Annotated in this window: 29 protein-coding genes and 1 pseudogene; 23 read left to right on the forward strand and 7 right to left on the reverse strand. The window is 37.0% G+C overall.

The features are described 5' to 3' along the window. Positions 1-502: 502 nt before the first annotated feature. The gene (locus tag KME09_02260) at positions 503-1,159 is read left to right on the forward strand and encodes a hypothetical protein (protein ID MBW4532736.1); all 657 of its coding nucleotides are present in this window, start codon (positions 503-505) and stop codon (positions 1,157-1,159) included. A gap of 187 nt (positions 1,160-1,346) precedes the next feature. On the opposite strand, the gene KME09_02265 is transcribed toward KME09_02260, so the two are convergent. Next, a complete protein-coding gene (locus KME09_02265) occupies positions 1,347-1,622 on the reverse strand; it encodes a hypothetical protein (protein MBW4532737.1) in 276 nt (91 codons plus the stop codon). Positions 1,623-1,659: 37 nt separating this feature from the next. Next, positions 1,660-1,980 carry a DUF433 domain-containing protein gene (locus tag KME09_02270; GenBank protein ID MBW4532738.1) on the reverse strand — a complete coding sequence of 107 codons (321 nt, stop codon included), beginning with the start codon at positions 1,978-1,980 and terminating at the stop codon, positions 1,660-1,662. Between the two features lie 232 nt (positions 1,981-2,212). On the opposite strand from KME09_02270, the pseudogene KME09_02275 reads away from it, so the two are divergent. From KME09_02275 to KME09_02300, 6 genes and pseudogenes are all read left to right on the forward strand, one after another. After that, a pseudogene (locus tag KME09_02275) lies at positions 2,213-2,371 on the forward strand (type II toxin-antitoxin system VapB family antitoxin). Beyond that, positions 2,368-2,766, forward strand: coding sequence for a PIN domain-containing protein (locus tag KME09_02280; protein ID MBW4532739.1), 399 nt, complete (start codon positions 2,368-2,370; stop codon positions 2,764-2,766). Before KME09_02275 ends, KME09_02280 begins: the two are co-directional and overlap by 4 nt. A 162-nt stretch (positions 2,767-2,928) precedes the next feature. Beyond that, on the forward strand, positions 2,929-3,156 hold the full coding sequence (locus KME09_02285) for a DUF433 domain-containing protein (protein ID MBW4532740.1): 228 nt from the start codon (positions 2,929-2,931) through the stop codon (positions 3,154-3,156). Further along, on the forward strand, positions 3,137-3,463 hold the full coding sequence (locus tag KME09_02290) for a hypothetical protein (GenBank protein MBW4532741.1): 327 nt from the start codon (positions 3,137-3,139) through the stop codon (positions 3,461-3,463). The genes KME09_02285 and KME09_02290 overlap by 20 nt, the downstream gene beginning before the upstream one ends. Positions 3,464-3,701: 238 nt before the next feature. Continuing rightward, positions 3,702-3,971 (forward strand): type II toxin-antitoxin system ParD family antitoxin, encoded by a 270-nt coding sequence (locus KME09_02295; GenBank protein MBW4532742.1) that lies wholly within the window; start codon positions 3,702-3,704, stop codon positions 3,969-3,971. Positions 3,972-4,006: 35 nt separating this feature from the next. After that, positions 4,007-4,165: a type II toxin-antitoxin system RelE/ParE family toxin gene (locus KME09_02300; protein ID MBW4532743.1), complete on the forward strand. Its 159-nt coding sequence runs from the start codon at positions 4,007-4,009 to the stop codon at positions 4,163-4,165. A gap of 192 nt (positions 4,166-4,357) precedes the next feature. Here the strand turns inward: KME09_02300 and KME09_02305 are convergent, their stop codons facing one another. Then, positions 4,358-4,876: a GrpB family protein gene (locus KME09_02305; protein ID MBW4532744.1), complete on the reverse strand. Its 519-nt coding sequence runs from the start codon at positions 4,874-4,876 to the stop codon at positions 4,358-4,360. 218 nt (positions 4,877-5,094) lie between these two features. Between KME09_02305 and kdpA the strand changes: the two genes are divergently transcribed. The 14 genes from kdpA to purT all read left to right on the forward strand — a co-directional run bounded on the left by kdpA (position 5,095) and on the right by purT (position 16,462). Next, entirely contained in the window at positions 5,095-6,780 is a 1,686-nt protein-coding gene (gene kdpA / locus KME09_02310) for a potassium-transporting ATPase subunit A (protein MBW4532745.1), read from the forward strand. A 28-nt stretch (positions 6,781-6,808) separates the two neighbouring features. Next, a complete protein-coding gene (locus KME09_02315) occupies positions 6,809-7,063 on the forward strand; it encodes a UPF0175 family protein (GenBank protein ID MBW4532746.1) in 255 nt (84 codons plus the stop codon). Beyond that, positions 7,056-7,553, forward strand: a complete 498-nt coding sequence (locus KME09_02320; protein ID MBW4532747.1) for a DUF3368 domain-containing protein — start codon at positions 7,056-7,058, stop codon at positions 7,551-7,553. The genes KME09_02315 and KME09_02320 overlap by 8 nt, the downstream gene beginning before the upstream one ends. Before the next feature lie 80 nt (positions 7,554-7,633). Beyond that, positions 7,634-9,721, forward strand: coding sequence for a potassium-transporting ATPase subunit KdpB (kdpB, locus tag KME09_02325; GenBank protein ID MBW4532748.1), 2,088 nt, complete (start codon positions 7,634-7,636; stop codon positions 9,719-9,721). A 51-nt stretch (positions 9,722-9,772) separates the two neighbouring features. Continuing rightward, positions 9,773-10,042: a potassium-transporting ATPase subunit F gene (locus KME09_02330; GenBank protein MBW4532749.1), complete on the forward strand. Its 270-nt coding sequence runs from the start codon at positions 9,773-9,775 to the stop codon at positions 10,040-10,042. Between the two features lie 46 nt (positions 10,043-10,088). Next, the gene (kdpC, locus tag KME09_02335) at positions 10,089-10,676 is read left to right on the forward strand and encodes a K(+)-transporting ATPase subunit C (protein MBW4532750.1); all 588 of its coding nucleotides are present in this window, start codon (positions 10,089-10,091) and stop codon (positions 10,674-10,676) included. 52 nt (positions 10,677-10,728) lie between these two features. Further along, complete coding sequence (locus KME09_02340; protein ID MBW4532751.1) at positions 10,729-11,361, forward strand: Vat family streptogramin A O-acetyltransferase; 633 nt, start codon at positions 10,729-10,731, stop codon at positions 11,359-11,361. Positions 11,362-11,941: 580 nt separating this feature from the next. Next, the gene (locus tag KME09_02345; protein MBW4532752.1) at positions 11,942-12,529 is read left to right on the forward strand and encodes a hypothetical protein; all 588 of its coding nucleotides are present in this window, start codon (positions 11,942-11,944) and stop codon (positions 12,527-12,529) included. 177 nt (positions 12,530-12,706) lie between these two features. Further along, on the forward strand, positions 12,707-12,976 hold the full coding sequence (locus KME09_02350; protein ID MBW4532753.1) for a hypothetical protein: 270 nt from the start codon (positions 12,707-12,709) through the stop codon (positions 12,974-12,976). Then, on the forward strand, positions 12,973-13,344 hold the full coding sequence (locus KME09_02355) for a clan AA aspartic protease (GenBank protein ID MBW4532754.1): 372 nt from the start codon (positions 12,973-12,975) through the stop codon (positions 13,342-13,344). Before KME09_02350 ends, KME09_02355 begins: the two co-directional genes overlap by 4 nt. Positions 13,345-13,453: 109 nt before the next feature. Then, a complete protein-coding gene (locus KME09_02360) occupies positions 13,454-13,684 on the forward strand; it encodes an addiction module protein (GenBank protein ID MBW4532755.1) in 231 nt (76 codons plus the stop codon). Beyond that, a complete protein-coding gene (locus tag KME09_02365; GenBank protein MBW4532756.1) occupies positions 13,681-13,914 on the forward strand; it encodes a type II toxin-antitoxin system RelE/ParE family toxin in 234 nt (77 codons plus the stop codon). The genes KME09_02360 and KME09_02365 overlap by 4 nt, the downstream gene beginning before the upstream one ends. Before the next feature lie 96 nt (positions 13,915-14,010). Continuing rightward, on the forward strand, positions 14,011-15,147 hold the full coding sequence (locus KME09_02370; protein MBW4532757.1) for a sensor histidine kinase KdpD: 1,137 nt from the start codon (positions 14,011-14,013) through the stop codon (positions 15,145-15,147). A gap of 148 nt (positions 15,148-15,295) precedes the next feature. Next, entirely contained in the window at positions 15,296-16,462 is a 1,167-nt protein-coding gene (gene purT / locus KME09_02375) for a formate-dependent phosphoribosylglycinamide formyltransferase (GenBank protein MBW4532758.1), read from the forward strand. Positions 16,463-16,485: 23 nt separating this feature from the next. Here the strand turns inward: purT and KME09_02380 are convergent, their stop codons facing one another. Then, positions 16,486-17,640, reverse strand: coding sequence for a hypothetical protein (locus KME09_02380; GenBank protein ID MBW4532759.1), 1,155 nt, complete (start codon positions 17,638-17,640; stop codon positions 16,486-16,488). A 101-nt stretch (positions 17,641-17,741) separates the two neighbouring features. Here KME09_02380 and KME09_02385 point away from each other — a divergent pair, with 101 nt between their 5' ends. Beyond that, positions 17,742-18,008: a YciI family protein gene (locus KME09_02385; GenBank protein ID MBW4532760.1), complete on the forward strand. Its 267-nt coding sequence runs from the start codon at positions 17,742-17,744 to the stop codon at positions 18,006-18,008. A gap of 194 nt (positions 18,009-18,202) precedes the next feature. Here the strand turns inward: KME09_02385 and rpsF are convergent, their stop codons facing one another. After that, positions 18,203-18,553 (reverse strand): 30S ribosomal protein S6, encoded by a 351-nt coding sequence (rpsF, locus tag KME09_02390; GenBank protein ID MBW4532761.1) that lies wholly within the window; start codon positions 18,551-18,553, stop codon positions 18,203-18,205. 216 nt (positions 18,554-18,769) lie between these two features. Here rpsF and KME09_02395 point away from each other — a divergent pair, with 216 nt between their 5' ends. Continuing rightward, positions 18,770-19,537, forward strand: a complete 768-nt coding sequence (locus KME09_02395; GenBank protein MBW4532762.1) for a fumarylacetoacetate hydrolase family protein — start codon at positions 18,770-18,772, stop codon at positions 19,535-19,537. An 80-nt stretch (positions 19,538-19,617) separates the two neighbouring features. Here KME09_02395 and KME09_02400 read toward each other — a convergent pair whose 3' ends face one another. Together KME09_02400 and KME09_02405 are read right to left on the reverse strand one after the other, a co-directional pair. Further along, positions 19,618-20,106 carry a hypothetical protein gene (locus tag KME09_02400; GenBank protein MBW4532763.1) on the reverse strand — a complete coding sequence of 163 codons (489 nt, stop codon included), beginning with the start codon at positions 20,104-20,106 and terminating at the stop codon, positions 19,618-19,620. Between the two features lie 121 nt (positions 20,107-20,227). Next, on the reverse strand, positions 20,228-20,449 hold the full coding sequence (locus KME09_02405; GenBank protein MBW4532764.1) for a hypothetical protein: 222 nt from the start codon (positions 20,447-20,449) through the stop codon (positions 20,228-20,230). Positions 20,450-20,507: the final 58 nt, after the last annotated feature.

Genomic DNA, 20,507 nt, shown 5'->3' on the forward strand with positions numbered 1-20,507 from the left:
CTGTGAAATTTCCTCTTTGTTATAAACATCGATAATTTTTTGTCTGAAATCGAGTGAATACGCTTTCATTTAAGATTTGCTTTCCGAATTTCAACTAATGTATCTCACTTATTTGAGAAATGCTATACATCGGTCAAATAAGTATTTCACAAATGAATGAAATTATGGCAGCAATTGATGATTTATTAGGGCAAGATTAACAGATAATTAAGCTGTAACCGCTCAATTTAAAATTATCATTACTCCATTGAATAATCATGCTGTATTGGTTCATGAATTCTTATCCTCTCTTAACTCTTGCAGTAAATTATTTTAACTATAAAAAACTGCGATCGCTTTTTTTTTACATATTTAGAAGATTTATTGTTAATTTTTGACGCTTACTAAAATACTTTCTCTTGTGAATATGGCAATAACTCTTTTGCCAAATCTTGATATAGATATATGAAGTCATGGGTATTATTAATACATAAACTGACTATAGAATATTGAGAACCTGATTATGACTCTGATTAAAACAATATGTAGAATTCAATATCAAGTGGCAAAATTAGAAATAATAGAATTTCTATTCCAACACGAGAAAAATGCTAAACCAAGTCTAGAATCAGAAATTGCTTGCAACATGATTACTACATTAAGGCAAAAGTTGTTTGACGATTCTGAAACTTGTTTTGATTTATTTCTGTTTGAAACATTTGCGAATACAATAAAGCCATCTATCCAATCCTTACAAAACACAATAGCTAGTGTTAATAATTTTATATTACGAATGAATAGCGGTTTGACAACCCCAGATACATTGCTTCTCAAGGAGTTGTTCACTAACATTATTACTGCTTTGCTTTCACTTAACACAGTTCTTGAAACTCAATTGCTAGAGTTATCTGAATTATCTTTAAACCTTGATTCTTTAGAGTACGATGTTGAGTTAAAATTATCAGCACTCAATATTAACTCACCTTCATATACTGAACAAGAAAATGATCATATCTTGATCCACTCTGAAGCTTTGCTCAAAAAACTCATTAGTAAATGCATGGGAGATCGTGAGCAAGCTGAACGATTAATTCGATATGAATATCAGAAAAATTCTAAAATGAGTCGAGAGGATGCAGTTCAGTCTGCGATTACTAGATGGGAATTGGATAATCGTTAATGATGTCTGGCAAATATTTTTAATAAATACTTATATTTAGCTATCAATTTTACTCATTGAATAAGCTTGAGTGTTGAAATAACAGGTTTATTACCAATTTTTATTTTGCTGGAAAAGATTAGAGATCGCTCTTTACTATTACAGATTTAAAAGACTTGTTTTTGGGTAAGTTAGTTTTTAAATATAGTCAAAGTGGTATTTTGGCAATTCTATCAATCCATTCTTCTGCATTAGATACTGCCCAAATTAACAGTAATTCTTCAATAATCATTTCAATTGTTACTTTTCTCGAAACGATAAGAACTCCCGAACTTTGATTGTTAGTAATAAACTCAGCAAATTCTGACGGCATTGTTCTGCGATTATGACTAATTAAAATACGGTTTTGTCTTGCTGCAATTGTCAATACTTCTGCATCTTTTAATCCTTCCAACTCAGCAGCATTAGCAGTTTGAAAGTCAATAGTTGGTTTAAATCAGCATCAGCTTGATAACGAATTTTCACTCTTTTAGTTCTTTTTTCGCTTTAATTAACTTGTTATACAGTGCAGGATCGCTAGTCTGTAATGGTTGAGGCATTGCTTTAAATGCTGCTGCTTCTGTCGCTAGATAACTATCAATCTCGGCACGATTAGCTAAATAAAAGGTAATTCCACCATAAACTTGTTCGAGTGTTAATAAAGGAAAAGACTGAACTATACTTTCAGGAGACAATCCTCGATTGAAAGCATAAACTATTGAATCTAAAGAAATTCTAGTTCTTTCTATCCAATAAGCATCATGGCGATACTCTACATAAGATTTAGTAGTAACAACTGACATGATTAATTTTGACTATAACTTGGCTTTAATTATTGTAACTAGCGTTGGTGCGATCGCATAACCGATAAATGAGGACATACTTTGGTTTGTATAAACTCGGTTAATTCTGAATAAAGCGATCGCCAGATAGATAAATTAACGTTGTGCGTTATATTGTAGAAAAATCTGCACAAATGCTAGTTAACTTTCTATGGCTACTAATTTAGAAATTGACAATGAATTAATCTAAGAAGCATTAAAACTTGGCGGACATCGTACCAAACGTGCTGTTGTGGAAGAAGCTTTACAAGAATATGTTCAACGACGCAAACAACTAAAAATTATCGAATTATTTGGGACAATCGAATATGAAGATGACTATGACTACAAACAACAACGACACAAGTTATGAAAGTTATAGTTGACACTTCTGTTTGGTCATTAGCATTAAAACGACAACCGAAAACCAGCGATGTAGTAGTCAAGATTTACGATTTAATCGCCGATAGTCGAGTAATTATTCTCGGTGCAGTTAGACAGGAAATTCTTTCTGGTATCAAACATCAAGAACAGTTTGAAAAATTGAAAAATTATTTTCGAGCTTTCCCCAATCTGACACTAGATGCAGAAGATTATGAATTAGCAGCAGACTATTTTAATATTTGTCGTCGTCGTGGTATTCAAGGGGCAAACACTGACTTTTTGATTTGTGCGACTGCAAGCCGAAGAAATTACGAAATTTTTACTACAGACAAGGATTTTATCAGTTTCAGTCAGTATTTACCAGTTGTATTGACAAAACTGTAATGTCTTCCCATACAAGCGATCGCATAACCAATAAATGAATACATATTCTGGCTTGTATAAATTCGGTTAATTCTGAATAAAGCGATCGCTCAATAGCTCAATTCAAATATTCCTAACCGTTCCAGCTATTATATATGGATAATTCATAATTAGATTTATATCATGACAACTAAAAGTGATGTCATTGTTAGCGATCCAGAACTTATGGGGGGAACACCTGTATTTAAAGGCACTCGCGTCCCTATTAAAAACTTAATTGATTATTTAGAAGCAGGAGATTCATTAGATACATTTCTCGCTCATTTTCCTAGTGTTACCAAACAAGATGCTATATCTGTTCTCGAACTGGCTAAGGAAATGTTAATTGCTTATGCGCATCCTGCTGGATGAATGTGTTCCTAACCCTTTAAAACGGGAATTTGCCGACTTAGATCTTAAAACAGTCAGGGAAATGGGGTGGTTGGGAACAAAAAATGGAGCATTGCTACAATTAATGTCTGAGTCAGGATTTACTATTTTGCTAACAAGCGATCGTAATATAAAATATGAGCAAAATCTACAACAAGCTGGTATTGCAGTAATTGTTATGGTTGCACGTACCAATCGTCTGCAAGATCTATTGCCATTGGTATTAAAAGTACGTCAAGCTCTAACTACAATTGCCCCAGGAGAGGTAATTGAGGTTGATAATTACTAAGTACTTAAACACAATTAATTACCTATTTAGATTCTCTGTAACCTTTGTACAGAAAAAATTTATCTTCTAAAAAATGTGTAATTAATTTTATGCGACTACTTAATAATGTGAATAGCTTTGCTGATGCGATTTTTAATCACATTTTTCTGCTGCAATGCGTCGTTTAGTTTGCGATCGCTCTATTCAAAAATGGTAAAAAATGTCATAATCTGTCATGTAGGGTTAAAACTATCTGACCATGAAAAGTATTAATATTTCTTTACCAGAAGAAATGCGAATATATATAGAGGAACAAGTAGCTATTGGGGGCTATAGTACCACCAGTGAATATATCCGCCAATTAATTCGTCAAGATCGCCAACAGAAAGCAGAAAAGCAACTCGAACAATTATTATTAGAGGGTTTAAATTCTGGTGAAGCTAGCCCCATGACAGCAAAAGATTGGGCAGAAATTCGTCAGGCAGTGACAGATAAAATTGCAGCGCGGAAAAACAATTCTGTGGGTTAATGAGAATTCTTAAAAGACCCTAAGTTATCAAGGATTTGATTGAATTAGCAACATATTTAGCTGAAGATAACTTAGATGTTTCAGAACGTTTTTTATTTGCAGCAGAAAAGACTTTTCAGAAGTTATCACAATTTCCCCAGAGAGGAAAACTATCAAATTTGCCTCATCCTCAATTAAGTGATACTAGACAATAAGCTATTGAAGGATTTAGAAAACATATTATTTTTTATCGTCTTACTGATTCTGAAGTTGAGATCGTTCGAGTCATTAATGGTACAAGGTATATTGAGGCAATACTAAAACAGGATTTAGAAGAAGATTAAATGTTGCTTGCGATCGCTTTTATATCGTTACAGATTGAGAACATTTGTTTTGAAATGAGTTTATTAGGCGATCGATCGCCATGCTATGCTCCGTGATACGAGTTCTTTTAAAACTGTTGATTTGGCTGCGGAGTATTTTAATAGTGACGATGCTCCAGAACTAACAGCATTTATTTTAGCCTCTTCATAGCGTTTTGCTTCTTCTGGATATGCTTGAAGATAGTCCCTAAGTGCAAGATTAGAATTCCAATGCTTTCCTTTTCGTTTAACAATATGCACATTAAATGACTGTAATTGACGATATCGGAAATACAAACGCTCTGGTACTCCAGCTTCACCAAATGTATCGTAACCAAGACTAATCAGTTTATTTATTAAATTATGCGACGGTGGAAAGGATTCTAGTCCAATCATAATATCAATAATTGGTTTAGCATAAATATCTAAAATCGCCGTACTACCAATGTGTTGAATAGCCGTAAAATCAACTTGGAGATTTATTTGAAGTCGTTTCTGCTCATCAACAAAATACTTTCTCCACAAAGGATTATGTTTTTCTAAATGTATTGGTTCATCAATCATTTTTTGTCTTTAATGCTACAAATAATAAAATAATAGTTATTAAGTTATCTATTTAACTAAATATATATCTTCTATACCTGTAAGTATATACATCCATATTTAAGCATAACAATTAGTAAATAGATAAGAAAAATACAACAATTGATAGATTGTCGGACAACTGTAATCTTGAAATAATTGAATCATTCGATTAAAAAATAAGCTTTTGCTTCAATATAATGATTCAAGGTTTTATTCAAATAGCTTTAACGCTATTAATTTTAGTTTTAATTGTGCCGTGGTTTGGCAATTATATGGCTCGTGTTTTTTTAGCTCAAAAAACTATTTTAGAGCCGATCGCAAAACCACTGGAAAAATTAATTTATGCAGTCGGTGGTATTAATTATCAAAAAAGTATGACTGGTTGGCAATATGCCCGAAGCGTATTGGTTAGTAACCTGGTTATGTTAGTTTTTGTATTTCTTCTCCTAATTTTCCAGGGGATTTTACCTTTAAATCCTACAGGTTTAACTGCACCAAATTGGGATTTAGCATTGCATACGGCTGTTTCTTTTGTCACTAATACTAATCAACAACATTATTCAGGAGAAACAACTTATTCCTACGCTTCACAGATGTTTGCCTTGGGATTTATGATGTTTACCTCGGCAGCAACAGGAATGGCTGTGGCGATCGCTTTTATTCGCGGTTTAACAGGCAATCCTTTGGGTAATTTTTATGTGGATTTAACTAAATCAATTACGCGCATTTTATTACCAATCTCAATAGTAGGTGGTATTGTTTTATTAATCTTAGGTGTACCCGAAACTTTAGCTCCACCAGCAGTTGCGAATACTTTAGAAGGTGCAACTCAATATATTGCTAGAGGGCCTGTCGCTCATTTTGAAATTATTAAACAATTAGGAGAAAATGGCGGTGGTTTTTTTGGGATTAATTCTGCCCATCCTTTTGAAAATCCCAATAATTTTTCTAACTTAATTGCAACCTTAGCAATGGTTGTTATTCCTGCTTCTTTGATTTATACCTACGGAGTTATGGCAGGCAATAAAAAGCAAGGTTGGCTGATATTTTGGATGGTATTTATTATTTATGTAATTTTAATTGCGATCGCAGCAGTTGGAGAATATAACGGCAACCCAATTGTTAATAATCTTCTTGGTACAAATGCAGTTAACCTAGAAGGGAAAGAAGTTCGTTTTGGTTGGGCGCAAACTGCACTGTGGGCAGTGACTACTACAGGGACAATGTGTGGTGCAGTTAATGGAATGCATGATTCCTTGATGCCAAATGGGGGTTTTGCGACGTTGTTCAATATGTTTCTACAAATAGTTTGGGGTGGACAAGGTACAGGTACAGCTTATCTATTTGTGTTCTTAATTTTAACTGTATTCCTAACAGGTTTGATGGTAGGAAGAACCCCAGAATTTTTAGGACGTAAAATTGAAAAACAAGAAATAGTTTTAGCTAGTGTAATTCTATTAGTTCATCCCATTGCTGTTTTAATTCCCAGTGCGATTACTTTTATTAATCCAGACACTTTATCAGGTATTAGTAACCCTGGTTTTCATGGCATTTCCCAAGTTGTTTATGAATATACCTCCGCAGCAGCTAATAATGGTTCAGGTTTTGAAGGTTTAGGCGATGCAACCTTGTGGTGGAATCTTACCGCAGCATTATCAATGGCTATTGGGCGTTATGTACCAATTATTGCCTTACTTTTACTCGCTGATAACATGAGTCGTAAACAACCAGTACCCGAAACCCCTGGAACATTGCGTACCGATACAAGTTTATTTACTGGAGTTACCGCAGGAGTCATTTTAATTCTCGGCGCGCTTACCTTTTTCCCTGTTTTAGCATTAGGTGCGATCGCAGAAGCGTTTCAGATCGCTAATAATTTATAAGATAAAAGCTAGATCAAGGAAAAACAAAATGTCTTTACAATTAACTATCAATTATCCCGAAAACTTTCCTGACGCGATCGGCAAAACCAGAGAACAATTTGAACAAGAAGCAAAATGGGCAATGGCGATCAAACTTTTTGAACTCAAACAACTTTCTTCAGGAATGGCTGCTGCCTTAATTGGTGTTGAGCGTGTCACTTTTCTGCTTAAGTTAAATGATTATGGAGTTTCAATGATCGATCTTAGTGAAGAAGAATTATTATCAGATTTAAATAATGCCTAAAACCACCCAAATTGTTATTAATACTTCTCCTTTAATTGCTTTAGTTGCTGCGTTAGATAGTCTAGAAGTTTTACAGTTTCTTTATACAGAAGTATTAATTCCTTTTGAAGTATGCCAAGAAATTTTGAGCGGTGGAACAGTAGGGTTTGCAGTTAAAGAATTTCAAGCTGCAACTTGGCTACAAAAACAAACATATCCACTAACAATTTCTCCTTTTTTACTCAACTCTTTAGATATGGGAGAAGCTGCTGTAATTCAATTCGCTTTAAATCAAAATATTCAAACTGTTTGTATTGATGAAGTCGTAGGTAGAAGAATTGCCAGATTAAATGGTTTATCTCTAACTGGTTCAATTGGCATTTTACTTCGTGCTAAAAGAGAAGGCTGTTTTCTATCAATGAAAACAGCTATAAAAAAAATGCTCGATCACAACATTCGCTTAAGTAAGACTGTGATTGATTTTGCTCTCAAAGAAGCAGGAGAAAATTGATAAACATCATTGGTATTAGGTCTAATGTTCTAAGTTTTTAAATCGTTGCTAATTAATTATTATTTGACATCAATAAAATTATGAAAACTACAAATCGCCCTATCGCTGAAAAAAGCAAACGTTATCAGCAAAATAAACAAAAAAAAGTCAATACTAAAGGACTTTACCAACGCGCTTTTAAAGATGCCTTTGTCAAACTTAACCCCAAAGTGATGTTAAAAAACCCCGTCATGTTTGTGGTGTGGTTAGGCACAATTATTACCGCTTTACTAACTATTAATCCCGATCTTTTTGGTACAAATCCTGGAGAAAATCAACGCTTTTTTAACGGTTTAGTTACCATTATTCTTTTTCTTACCATTCTCTTTGCCAATTTTGCCGAAGCAGTAGCCGAAGGAAGAGGGAAAGCCCAAGCAGACTCATTGCGATCAACTAAATCCGATACTACCGCCAGAAAAGTTTTACCCGATGGTGCAATTGAAGAAATTAGTTCTACTAGTCTCCATAAGGGAGATATCATTCAAGTAGTCTCAGGAGATATTATTCCTGCCGATGGGGAAGTAATTGATGGAGTTGCTTCTGTGGATGAATCGGCAATTACAGGAGAATCTGCCCCCGTACTCAAAGAACCTGGTTCAGATATGGCAAGTTCGGTTACGGGGGGTACTAAAATTATTTCCGATGAGTTAAAAATTCGGGTAACATCCGATCCTGGTAAAGGCTTTTTAGATCGCATGATTGCCCTAGTCGAAGGGGCAGAAAGAAGCAAAACCCCAAATGAAATTGCCTTAACTGTATTACTAGCAGTTCTCACCCAAGTCTTTCTGATTGTCGTGGCGACTATTCCCCCCATCGCTAATTATGCTGGTTCTCCTGTCGGAGTAGTAACGTTAATTTCTCTGTTGGTAGCCCTAATTCCCACTACTATCGGCGGGTTACTGAGTGCCATTGGTATTGCAGGTATGGATAGAGTGGCACAGTTTAATGTGATAGCTACTTCAGGAAGGGCGGTAGAAGCTTGCGGTGATGTCAATACTTTAGTCTTAGATAAAACAGGAACAATTACTCTCGGAAATCGTTTAGCCGAACAGTTTATTCCTGTCAACGGGCATAACGAAAAGGAATTAGCCCAAGTTGCTTTGGCTGCTAGCTTATTCGATCAAACTCCCGAAGGTAAATCAATTGTCAAACTCGCCGAGAAATTAGGGGCAAAAATTGATTTTGAACCCAATTCCGCAGAAGGTATTGAATTTTCTGCTAAAACTCGCATGAGTGGTACAGATTTACCCAATGGGAAAGAAGTAAGAAAAGGCGCAATCAATGCCATCAAAGGTTTTGTGCGTTCTCGTGGTGGCGAAGTTAGTTCTGATTTAGATGATGCTTACGAACGGGTATCTCGTCTGGGTGGTACACCTTTGGGTGTGGCTTTGGATGGAGATATGTATGGGGTAATATACCTCAAAGATATTATCAAACCAGGGATGCGCGAACGTTTCGATCAGTTGCGTCGTATGGGAGTTAAAAGTGTCATGTTAACTGGCGATAATCGCATTACCGCTTCAGTAATTGCCCAAGAAGCAGGAGTCGATGACTTTATCGCTGAAGCTACTCCAGAAGACAAAATTTCCGTAATTCAAAAAGAACAGCAACAAGGCAAGTTAGTCGCCATGACAGGGGATGGTACAAATGATGCACCTGCTTTAGCCCAAGCAAATGTCGGTTTGGCGATGAATACAGGTACGCAAGCAGCCAAAGAAGCAGCCAACATGGTTGATTTAGATTCCGATCCCACTAAGTTAATCGATTTAGTTACGATTGGTAAGCAATTATTAATTACCCGTGGTGCGTTAACTACTTTTTCTTTGGCTAACGATATTGCTAAATACTTTGCCATTATCCCTGCAATGTTTGCAGCAGCAGGAATTGGTAGTCTCAATGTTATGGGTTTAGCTAGTTCTCAGTCAGCAGTTTTATCAGCTTTAATTTACAACGCTTTGATTATTCCTGCTTTAATTCCTTTGGCTTTGAAGGGAGTAGAATTTAGACCTTTGAGTGCTAATAAATTATTAACTAGAAATATTTTACTTTATGGTTTAGGCGGTATTATTGCGCCGTTTGTCGGCATTAAAATTATCGATTTAATTATTACTGGAATTGGCTTGAGTTAGGTAATAGGTAATAGGTAATAAGTTTTTTTCTTCGTTATTGAGGTCAAGATCATGAAATTAGATAAATCAAATAAATTTTCACTCAATCAAAATATTATCGAAACAATACAAAATATTGGTGATCGCTTTATCAAAAATCCTTTAGCGATGGTCTTATTCATAACTATCAGTTTGAATTTGATTATTGCCCCTGTAGTTATGGCTGCTTCAGGAACAGAAATTACTCGCAATACCGCTTACGCGATCGGGATTTTATATTGCGTCACCATAGCTTTATCTGTTTATTTGTTCACAGTAATTTTCCAACCCGAAAGATTTTAGGGCGCAAGCCTTGCGCCCCTACATTAAATAATTCATCATTTTAACCATGTCTATACTTCGAGAAACAATAACAGGAATTCGTACCACTTTTATTCTGTGGATACTAACTGCTTTAATTTATCCTTTTCTATTAATTGCGATCGGGCAATTTGTCTTTCCCAATCAGGCAAATGGAAGTTTAATTACTAATGCCCAAGGTGATATTATTGGTTCAGCTTTAATCGGACAAAATTTCACAAGCGATCGCTACTTTTCAAGTCGTCCTAGTACTACTAATTACAGCACTGGTGATGATGCCAAACCTACAGGTGTTAGCGGTGCGAGTAATTTAGCCCCAAGCAATCCCGAATTAACAGCTAGAGTTCAAGAAACTATTACGCAACTGAAACAGAAAGGAATCAAGCCCACTGCTGACTTAGTATATACTTCTGGTTCGAGTCTAGATCCCCACATTACTCCTGAAGCTGCCAGAGGACAAATTCAAAGAGTTGCTCAAGCTAGAGGTTTAGATACTAATCAAGTTGAACTTTTAATGACTAAAAATACGGAAGGAAGATTTTTAAGTATCTTCGGCGAACCAGGAGTAAATGTTTTAAAGTTAAATTTAGCGTTAGATAATTTGAATAGACGTTGAAGTTAATAACTGATATTACGCACTTATTTATCTATAAAAACTGGAGACTATTTTGTACGGAGCCGATCCGAAAGATAAGCATCCGATGAAGGGATTTCCGCAAATCTGCTTCATTCAGAACACTGTGTCGAATCCCAATATCATCATTGGAGATTACACTTATTACGACGATCCAGAAGACTCGGAAGATTTTGAGCGTAACGTCTTATACCACTTTCCCTTTGTCGGCGATCAGCTAATCATTGGAAAATTTTGCGCTTTGGCGAGAGGCGTAAAGTTCATCATGAATGGTGCAAATCACAAGTTAGATGGGTTTTCGACATATCCGTTCCAGATCTTCGGCAACGGCTGGGAAAAAGTTGACCCTCAACCTGAAGAACTGCCGTACAAAGGCAATACAGTAATTGGAAACGATGTGTGGATTGGCTATGAAACAGCGATCATGCCAGGGGTGCAAGTGGGAGACGGAGCAATCATTGCGGCAAAATCAGTAGTGGTGAGTAATGTTCCGCCTTATACAATTTTTGGGGGCAATCCAGCCAAGTGTATTCGTCAGCGATTTGACGATGAGGTGATTCGCTCATTACTTGAAATAGCTTGGTGGAATTGGGATATCGGCAAGATTACACGCAATTTGGAGAAGATCGTATCGACAGATATTGAGGCTCTGATAAATTGTGAGTAGAAGCACAGTAGAACAGACTCGTTAGGTTGCTTTGTTCGACGACTTGGCAGTTTTGATAATGAAGATATACTATCGCTTGAGCCAATGAGCGCGATCGCTTTCTAAAAAATTCTCTATCTAATGATTACTTCTAGGACAGAAATTACTCGTAATACTACTTAGGCGATCGCACTTTTTAGATTGTGTCATTTTTAATCAGATAAAATTTCAGGAGCGATCGCTACTTTTTTAGCCAGTTTTTCCACAGAATGATACCCAGAAAGTTTTCATATAATAAATAGTTAATCGACCACGAAAAACTTGAGGTATTGTGTTGCTAAAAGTTTTCGCTATTATTGTGCTTTTACTTTCTGTCACCTTCGCGGGGGTTAGGATCTATGGTGCTTTTCGCTGGGAAGAAGAAACTCAGGCGTTGCGTAATCAGTTGCAAGCATCGCGTGTATCGGTTCAGCCTCAGATCGTTCACTTCGATGAAATTAATGGACTACCTGCGCCAGTGCAGCGATATCTCCGTAAAACCCTTCAAGACGGACAATCGATGGTAACTGGTGTACGTATGCAGCATCGTGGTCAGTTCAATATGAGTCTGACAACGGAGCAATGGAAGCCTTTTACTTCGGATCAACAAGTCATTGCCCAGCGCCCAGGTTTTGACTGGAATGGTCGAGTGGCAGTGCTACCAGGTGTTCCAGTGTTAGTGCATGACACTTATATCGCAGGTGAAGGCATTCTACATGCGGCACTGTTTGGGCTGTTCTCGCTAGCCAATATACGTGGTAAGGGTGAAGTTGCTAAGGGTCAATTAATGCGCTTTTTTGCAGAGGCAGCTTGGTATCCTACAGCACTGTTACCTAGCCAAGGAGTACTTTGGGAGGCAGTAGGCGATCGCTCTGCTCAAGGAACTCTCACTGAAGGTGACATTAAGATCACGATGCTCTTCACATTTAATGAGCAAGATCTGATCGAGAACGTACAAGCAGAAGCACGCGGACGTACGGTAGGTGACAAAATTATTCCAACCCCTTGGAGAGGACATTTTTGGAACTACAGAGAACACAGTGGAATGCAAATACCACTAGATGGTGAGGTGGCATGGATGCTGCCTGAAGGAGCTAAACTTTATTGGCGTGGTAGTATCACAGAAATCATTTACGAGTTTTCACGTTGAACTGCGTTCAAAGATATTAACTGTTATCTGAAATGGCATTTAGGACAGAAATTATGAGAAGAAGTACAATAAACAATTGCTCAACTAAGTTTATTTGATAATTCGACCCAGAGAAAAATAAAGTGATGTTACACTGACAACAACCTGACCAGCATATTATTTAAAAATTTAAAATTTATGCAAGCAATTCTTTTAAGTCGTGAAGAAGTAGCACGACGCGCACAAGAAATCTACGAAAATATTCATCAACAAGTAGAACAAGAAAAAAATATCGGTAAAATGATCATTATCGATGTAGAAACAGAGGAATATGCAATTGATAAAACTGGTTTAGAATCAGCCCGTTATTTACGGGAAAAACACCCTAACGCTAGACTTTTTGGAATTTGTATTGGTTATAATGTTGCAGCTTCCTTTGGCGGTATGATGGAGCGTATTGATAAGTGATTTCTGGTGTGGTATCTAACGGATATGCAACACTTCCTGTCATCTTTCGTTTGCCCAATCAACCTAACTTTTCGATAAATTTTGTTATCGATACGGGCTTTACAGATTATCTTTGTTTACCTTCAGAAGCTGTAGCTGTATTGGGTTTACCTTTTTTATACGATTTACCTGCCAATTTAGCTAATAATAGCAATGTTCTCTTACCTGTACATGAGGCAATTATTCTTTGGCATGAAAAAGAAAGAGAAATTCGTGTACTGGCTACAGGAAGAAAACCTTTATTAGGAAGAGCTTTACTTGATTGCCAGGAACTTACAATTCAGTTTATAGAAGGTGGTTTGGTTACAATTAAACAACTTGAATCATGATTGAAAGTAATGAAATAAAAGATTCCGTAGATATAGCGATCGCTATATCTGAAATAATCAGATGATCTTGATAAAATGTACTTAAAGTTTAGTATTCTGCGAGGAGACTATGCGGTCGATTGAACAGCTGACAGAAGAAATATTATCCTTGCCTAGCGCATCAAGAGCAATCCTTGCAGACAAGTTGGTAGAAAGTTTAGAATTCGACACCGACTCAACAATTCAATCGATTTGGGTGACTGAAGCAAAAAGACGAAGAAATGAGATTCAGGATGGCTCGGTAAAACCAATTCCAGGGGAGCAAGCATTGGCTGAGGTTAGACGACTGATTGAGCCATGAGGTATGTGTTTCACCCAGAAGCTCTCACTGAATATACTGAAGCTGTTAAATATTATACAGAGCATAGAGTTGAAGTTGCACAAGCATTTATCAATGCGATCGAAGATACAGTTTATCGAATTAAAGAATCTCCCACTCGTTATGTTGTTGTAGATGATGAAGTTCGACGATGTATGGCGCGTAAGTTTCCTTATGGAATCCTTTATACAATCGAGTTGGTTTTTAGGTAGTAGGTAGTGGGTAGTGGGTAGTAGCAATTTCTCATCTTATTTGGGATTGCCATATTTGATAAAAAGCAATTGGTTTACAATCAAACAACTTAAATCATGATTGAAGGTAATGAAATAGACGCTTCTTTTGCTTACGAATACTCTCAACGTCGCGGTAAACACAGAATTTATATTGGGATGTCTCCAGGAGTTGGCAAAACTTACCGTATGTTACTGGAAGCTAAATGTTTATTGGCAGAAGGTATTGATGTTGTTATTGGGTTATTAGAAACTCACGGTAGAGAAGAAACCGCCGAAGTAGCAGCAGGTTTAGAGTTAATTCCCCGTCAGCAAATTAAGCGAGGCAATAATACCTTGACTGAAATGGACACGGAGGCAATTCTTGCTCGTCAACCACAATTAGTATTAATCGATGAATTAGCACATACTAATGTACCAGGTTCGCAGCGAGAAAAACGTTATCAAGATGTGGAAATAGTTTTAGCAGCAGGTATTGATGTTTTTTCTACGGTTAATATTCAACACTTAGAAAGTCTGAATGATTTGGTGGCTAAAATTACGGGAGTCGTAGTGCGAGAGAGGATTCCAGATCGTTTATTAGATGAAGCTGACGAAGTTGTGGTAGTTGATGTTACTCCAGAAACTCTACAAGAACGTCTTAGGGAAGGAAAAATCTATACTCCCGACAAAATCGAGCAATCTTTACAGAATTTTTTCCAGCGACATAATTTAGTCGCGCTGCGAGAATTAGCACTGCGAGAAATCGCCGATAATCTCGAAGAGATGGCTGAATCAACCACTCCTAAAGATAAATACTGTAGTATTCATGAACGAGTTTTAGTTTGCATTTCTACTCATCCTAATTCGTCGCATTTATTAAGAAGAGGAGCAAGACTTGCCAGTCAAATGCGATCGCGTCTATATGTTTTATATGTCAGTAACCCCGATCGCTTTTTAACTAAAGAAGAAAGTTTGTATTTAGAAACCTGCGAAAAGTTATTAGAGCAATTTGGTGGTGAATTTATTCGGGTAAATAGTAATAATATTACTCAAGCGATCGCCGAAACTGCAAAGAAGTATTATATTACCCAAGTAGTATTAGGACAAACGCAGCGATCGCGTTGGCAGTTATTTTTACATAGTTCTCCAGTACAAGAGCTGCTGAAAGTTCTTCACGATGTCGATCTACATATTATTTCAACCAAAAAACCAGTATCAATAAAACCACTATAAATTAGGCAATAATTCCTGCTAGTATACCTTGAGTGGTCTATGCTGCTAGCTTGAAGACCCAAACATCGACTATTTGAACTTTCTAGCTCAATACCCTGTTTTTTATTCATTAACCTAGGAAATATTTGCTAACAGCGATCGCCTCATCATGAAGAATCTACAACTACCTCAAAAAATCATGCTTCTGGGTGCAGGAGAGTTAGGCAAAGAGTTTGTGATTGCAGCTCAACGTTTAGGAAATTATGTGATTGCGATTGATAGTTATCCTAATGCTCCAGCAATGCAGGTAGCTGACACTTCAGAAGTGATTTCCATGCTCAATGGTGATGATTTAGAAAGAGTAGTGCAGAAACATCAGCCAAAGTTTATCGTGCCAGAGATTGAAGCGATTCGTACCGAAAAGCTAGAGGAATTTGAACATCGAGGAATCACCGTCATTCCTACCGCAGCAGCGACTAACTACACGATGAATCGCGATCGCATTCGGGATTTAGCTGCTAACAAACTGGGTATTCGTACTGCCAAATATGCCTACGCTACTAGCTTAGAAGAATTAATTCAGGTGTCGGCAGAGATTGGTTTTCCTAACGTGGTTAAACCAGTCATGTCTTCTTCGGGAAAGGGTCAATCAATAGTAAAATCAGCCTCAGAAGTAGAGCAAGCTTGGTCAAATGCGATCGCAGGAGCCAGGGGAGATACCCAAAAAATAATCGTGGAAGAGTTTATTGATTTTGAACTCGAAATTACCTTGATGACGGTCAAACAGTGGGATGCTGCCACGATCTTTTGTCCTCCTATTGGTCATCGTCAGGAGCGAGGCGATTATCAAGAGTCTTGGCAACCCGCAGCAATCTGCAAAGAGAAAATTCAACAAGCAGAAGCGATCGCCACTAAAGTTACGGATGCTTTAGGTGGTGCAGGAATCTTTGGTGTCGAGTTTTTCATTACTCAAGATGAGGTGATTTTTTCCGAACTATCTCCTCGTCCTCATGATACAGGCATGGTGACCTTAATTTCCCAAAATCTGAATGAATTTGAACTGCATTTACGAGCTATTCTAGGCATACCCATCCCGCAAATAGAACTTTTTGCCCCTGCTGCCAGCGCCGTAATTTTGGCTCAGAAACATTCATCAGAAATCAACTTCACCAATGTAGCTCAGGCTTTGACAGAAGTAGATACTGACTTACGGTTATTTGGCAAACCAGATTCTCGTCCCTATCGTCGAATGGGAGTTGCCCTAGCTAAAGCAGAAACTACAGAATTAGCTAGAGCAAAAGCGTTAAAAGTAGCAAAGACGATTTCTTTGGTCTAACTCTCTTCTAACTGTTTTTCTGCTTATTCAAATGGTTTTAATTCTCCAATGTAGGCAATACCAATTATGTTGAGTTTCCATTTCTGAGGATTTTTGTGGTTAGGTTCTTGCTTGATGTAATCTAACTCAAAACTATCAGGATACTCTCGACAACAGGCGATCAACACGGGAGCAAAATCTTGAGTTGCCGAAAATTGCCTTAGAGGTAGGGTAATGAGATTAATCACATTTTGAGGTTTGATTTTGTTGACCCATGAGCAATAGGAGCTAGTGACGATTAGCTGTTGACCAAACCTAATTTCAATCAAACCATCGTTTATATCTGATTTAATGTATATGGCAACTAATTTACCTTTTAAGAGAAATTGTAGGGAATTGCCCCCAGAGAGAGAAAAATTTTTCTCTCTATAAACACTGTTTTGATAAACTGATATTTTTGGCTGACGTTCAAAAAAGTTTCCTTGTTCAAAGTTCTCAAAAAAAGCTAAATTTTCAAAATTATCCTGATAAATAGACTTGATTCCTATATTTCTTGGATAGTTTTTATTTGATTTTAAACTATTGATTACGCCTATTTTATCTAGTTGTTCAACAATTGTTTGAGCAACTATTTGCACTCCATAAGGTCTAGTATAATGGGCATCATCTTTATGATTATATAAAGACTTGATAAAGTTTTTTCCTTTCTGCTCACTTAACAAATTAGTTAAATTTACTACAGGTAAGTAATAGTGTTTGCCAATTGATTCATAAACTTCTGATAAAACGCATGATTGTTGATAATATTTTTCTTGATTTACGCCAAATATTACTAAGACAATTAAGCAAAAAGGATTAGATTTTTGACATTTTCTAATAAATCCTTCTAAAGATTTTCCTGCTAATTCTAATGAATAAGAATCAAGCTCGATAGCGTGACGATCATTTATACAATATTCAAAAAATATAATATCGCTGTCAAGCGCAATATTGTATCTAGCTTCTTGAATAACTCCAAAAATATTAGGGACACCACCAAGAGAATAATATTTTATAAAAGTTTTTTGGCAGGTTATTTGACGAAGGTAATTATTGAGATACTTTGTATATCCCTCCCTCATTACTGAATTAGAACCGCCAACAACTGAAATTTTTAAACTAGCCTGCTTTTCTGCATTTACCAGCTTTTTTAAAAACATTTAAGTTTAGCAAATATTGATTGTATAATTTTTATCAGCTAATCATAGCACTACTTTTATATTTCATTTGTATTGAATTAATAAAGGAAATACCATAAATTATGCCAACATTTGTCAAAATAGAAACAGGAATTGTTAATAAATCAATTTTTGACCAATACGTGTCGGCTCATAAGGCGTATGTTCGCCAATTAATTGCTCAAGGACATAAGGCAAAAACTGGTTATTGGGGAGAATTAGGTGGAGGAATGCTCCTTTTTGAAGCTAATTCACTACCAGAAGCCCAAGCAATAGTAGCTCAAGATCCTCTTGTCGTCAATAACTGTGTCAAATATGAATTGCACGAATGGTGCATTGTAGTTGAATAAAGCCAAATCTAAATTTAACCGTTTACTTATGGTCAATACCTTACTCTTCTCTTCTCCTATAGAAAAGCAAGCCTGAAATTTTCAGGCAATAAAAAACTGGGACAGAAGCAAGATCGAGAAATAATCTTAAACTGCTCTCCCAGTGACCAATAATCAAATGATCAAAATTAATGTCAAACTCCAATCACTGCTGATTAATTATCAGCAGGATCGGACACAGGTTCAGCCGTAGCGTTTTCCTGAGCAATAATCGCGCGCTTTTTACGCTTAATAGTCAAGTAGCGAATTGCATCTTCGCTCAAGCGCATCATTCTTTCCAAAGGTGCATTTTGACTACCATCGGCTTCATAGTTCATTTGTACGTAAATACCGTCCAAATATTTGCCAACAGGATAGGCAAGTCTTCTTTTGCCTTTGACTTGAACTTCCATGTTCTCCGCACCGTTTTCGGTCAGATAATCTTGATATTTAGTAACTGCCTCACCGACTTGATCTTCTGAGAGATCAGGACGCAGAATATACATTAACTCGTATTTGTTGCTCATTTTACTTATTCTCCTTGTGGACAAAATGGCTTCTAAATTAGAAGCAAGGAATTACAATCTTACTATTACTTGACAATTAATTACCAGGACTCTGCTGTAAGGATAGTAAATTAACCTAAAATTAATCTATCCCAAAACTACACTTTTAGGTTCAACAAGAGGGAACTTTAAGAGTATGATTTCGTAGTAACGAATAATTTGAAGTTTGATCTAGCTATGGCAGAACGCTATGTCCGTATTAAAACTAATCGCGAGCAGATTTATTATGGTGTGCTGAAGGCAAATCGTAGTGTGTTGGTCTATGATGCTCCACCATGGTTAAGTGGACAGGAGACAGACATAGTGATGGAGTTAGATACATATCAATTGCTTGCTCCCTGTGTCCCTTCCAAAATTATTGCTGTGGGGAAAAACTATCTCAAACATGCAGCTGAGATGGGTACACCCGTTCCCAGTGAACCCTTATTATTTCTCAAACCCCCTACTACCATTGTGGCGGACGGTCAAAATATTATCTATCCCGTACAGTCAAAACAGGTAGATTACGAGGGAGAATTAGCTTTAATTATTGGCGATCGCCTTAGTAAAGTCAACCCAGAACAGGCAGCCAAGAGCATCTGGGGATATACCATTGCTAACGACGTAACGGCTAGGGATCTGCAAAAAAAAGATAATCAGTGGACAAGAGCCAAGGGATTTGATACTTTTTGTCCTTTAGGGCCGTGGATTGTCCGAGAATTGAGTGTTGAAGCCCAAATTCAAACTTTTATTAACAACGATCATGCTCCCCGTCAGTCTGCCATGATTAGCGACATGGTTTTTAACCCCGATGTCCTCATTTCTTACATCTCACAAGTTATGACCTTGTTGCCTGGAGACGTAATCCTCACTGGCACTCCCGAAGGAGTCGGCTCAATCAAGCCTGGAGATACGGTGAGAATTGAGATTGAAGGAATTGGCTCTATCTCGAATCAGGTTGTTTGATCTTTGCCTTGATTCAGCAGTGCTGGCATTAACGAGTTTAGTTTTATTATTTAATTATTGATTACCTAGTTTGAGGCTGGTTATCTTGGTAGTTGGCTATACACAGCAGCGGAGATCGTAGGAATTTCAGGACGGCGACCAAAAGCACATTCTGCCATGCAAAATAGGCTCGCACCAGTAGCAATAATAAAGACAAAGCCACCAATTAGTTCGAGTCCCCCCAAAGTGCTAAAAATAATCGAAATTAGAGCAATGGCAATGCTAAACAAAATCGATTGCAAAGTATTAAAACGAATAAAGTAAGAAATCTTTTCGTTCTGAACTACGGCTAAAAATAAAACAAAAAATACAACTAAACTACCCAAACCAAGAGGGATAATTGAGTCAAAAACACCATAGAGTAAAGATATTGGCAACAGGAGTAATTGTAAAAAGTTAAATGTAGGTGCTAAGGCAGGGACTTTAAGCATTAATCCCGTCCCTAAAGCCAGGGCATCATAAATAGCAAATAGATATACGGCTGCTCCAAAAAAACGGTCTTTAACGTCGGCTGAACCAAACCTCGCCATGTCAAATATGCTCCTAAAATCAAAAAATCTACAGATTAAAACAATCAAGCCATTTAGGATCTAAAATACAGCTCGGTCGCTATAAAGATGATAACAATAGCGAGTAAAATCTAGCAGAAAGTTAGTTAACCCAGGTGACGTTAAAACCCATTTGACACTCATAAACTTGAGCCTGTTTGGATGTCGGTTGCGATGAGGCTCCACCTCCGCTGTGCGATCGCTTTTTGCCACATCCCAGCTTGCTATCATGCCATCGAGGTAAACCACTTTGATCTGACATCAAACAATTTTGGCAAACTTGTTTAGGAGACAAGATTTGTTGGTCGACAATCATAACTATCATGATGTTGATCCCCTTTTATCAGTCATATAGATCATTTAGCTCATTCTAATTTCTTCTC

It is taken from the genome of Pleurocapsa minor HA4230-MV1 (genome assembly GCA_019359095.1).
Classification (GTDB): domain Bacteria; phylum Cyanobacteriota; class Cyanobacteriia; order Cyanobacteriales; family Xenococcaceae; genus Waterburya; species Waterburya minor.

Coding starts and splice junctions, on each gene's coding strand:
- KME09_02260 (MBW4532736.1), top strand. CDS start 503: ATGACTCTGATTAAAACAATATGTAGAATTCAATATCAAGTGGCAAAA.
- KME09_02270 (MBW4532738.1), bottom strand. CDS start 1,980: ATGTCAGTTGTTACTACTAAATCTTATGTAGAGTATCGCCATGATGCT.
- KME09_02280 (MBW4532739.1), top strand. CDS start 2,368: ATGAAAGTTATAGTTGACACTTCTGTTTGGTCATTAGCATTAAAACGA.
- KME09_02285 (MBW4532740.1), top strand. CDS start 2,929: ATGACAACTAAAAGTGATGTCATTGTTAGCGATCCAGAACTTATGGGG.
- KME09_02290 (MBW4532741.1), top strand. CDS start 3,137: ATGCGCATCCTGCTGGATGAATGTGTTCCTAACCCTTTAAAACGGGAA.
- KME09_02295 (MBW4532742.1), top strand. CDS start 3,702: ATGAAAAGTATTAATATTTCTTTACCAGAAGAAATGCGAATATATATA.
- KME09_02305 (MBW4532744.1), bottom strand. CDS start 4,876: ATGATTGATGAACCAATACATTTAGAAAAACATAATCCTTTGTGGAGA.
- kdpA (MBW4532745.1), top strand. CDS start 5,095: ATGATTCAAGGTTTTATTCAAATAGCTTTAACGCTATTAATTTTAGTT.
- KME09_02315 (MBW4532746.1), top strand. CDS start 6,809: ATGTCTTTACAATTAACTATCAATTATCCCGAAAACTTTCCTGACGCG.
- KME09_02320 (MBW4532747.1), top strand. CDS start 7,056: ATGCCTAAAACCACCCAAATTGTTATTAATACTTCTCCTTTAATTGCT.
- kdpB (MBW4532748.1), top strand. CDS start 7,634: ATGAAAACTACAAATCGCCCTATCGCTGAAAAAAGCAAACGTTATCAG.
- KME09_02330 (MBW4532749.1), top strand. CDS start 9,773: ATGAAATTAGATAAATCAAATAAATTTTCACTCAATCAAAATATTATC.
- kdpC (MBW4532750.1), top strand. CDS start 10,089: ATGTCTATACTTCGAGAAACAATAACAGGAATTCGTACCACTTTTATT.
- KME09_02345 (MBW4532752.1), top strand. CDS start 11,942: ATGAGTCTGACAACGGAGCAATGGAAGCCTTTTACTTCGGATCAACAA.
- KME09_02350 (MBW4532753.1), top strand. CDS start 12,707: ATGCAAGCAATTCTTTTAAGTCGTGAAGAAGTAGCACGACGCGCACAA.
- KME09_02360 (MBW4532755.1), top strand. CDS start 13,454: ATGCGGTCGATTGAACAGCTGACAGAAGAAATATTATCCTTGCCTAGC.
- KME09_02365 (MBW4532756.1), top strand. CDS start 13,681: ATGAGGTATGTGTTTCACCCAGAAGCTCTCACTGAATATACTGAAGCT.
- KME09_02370 (MBW4532757.1), top strand. CDS start 14,011: ATGATTGAAGGTAATGAAATAGACGCTTCTTTTGCTTACGAATACTCT.
- purT (MBW4532758.1), top strand. CDS start 15,296: ATGAAGAATCTACAACTACCTCAAAAAATCATGCTTCTGGGTGCAGGA.
- KME09_02380 (MBW4532759.1), bottom strand. CDS start 17,640: ATGTTTTTAAAAAAGCTGGTAAATGCAGAAAAGCAGGCTAGTTTAAAA.
- KME09_02385 (MBW4532760.1), top strand. CDS start 17,742: ATGCCAACATTTGTCAAAATAGAAACAGGAATTGTTAATAAATCAATT.
- rpsF (MBW4532761.1), bottom strand. CDS start 18,553: ATGAGCAACAAATACGAGTTAATGTATATTCTGCGTCCTGATCTCTCA.
- KME09_02395 (MBW4532762.1), top strand. CDS start 18,770: ATGGCAGAACGCTATGTCCGTATTAAAACTAATCGCGAGCAGATTTAT.
- KME09_02400 (MBW4532763.1), bottom strand. CDS start 20,106: ATGGCGAGGTTTGGTTCAGCCGACGTTAAAGACCGTTTTTTTGGAGCA.
- KME09_02405 (MBW4532764.1), bottom strand. CDS start 20,449: ATGATAGTTATGATTGTCGACCAACAAATCTTGTCTCCTAAACAAGTT.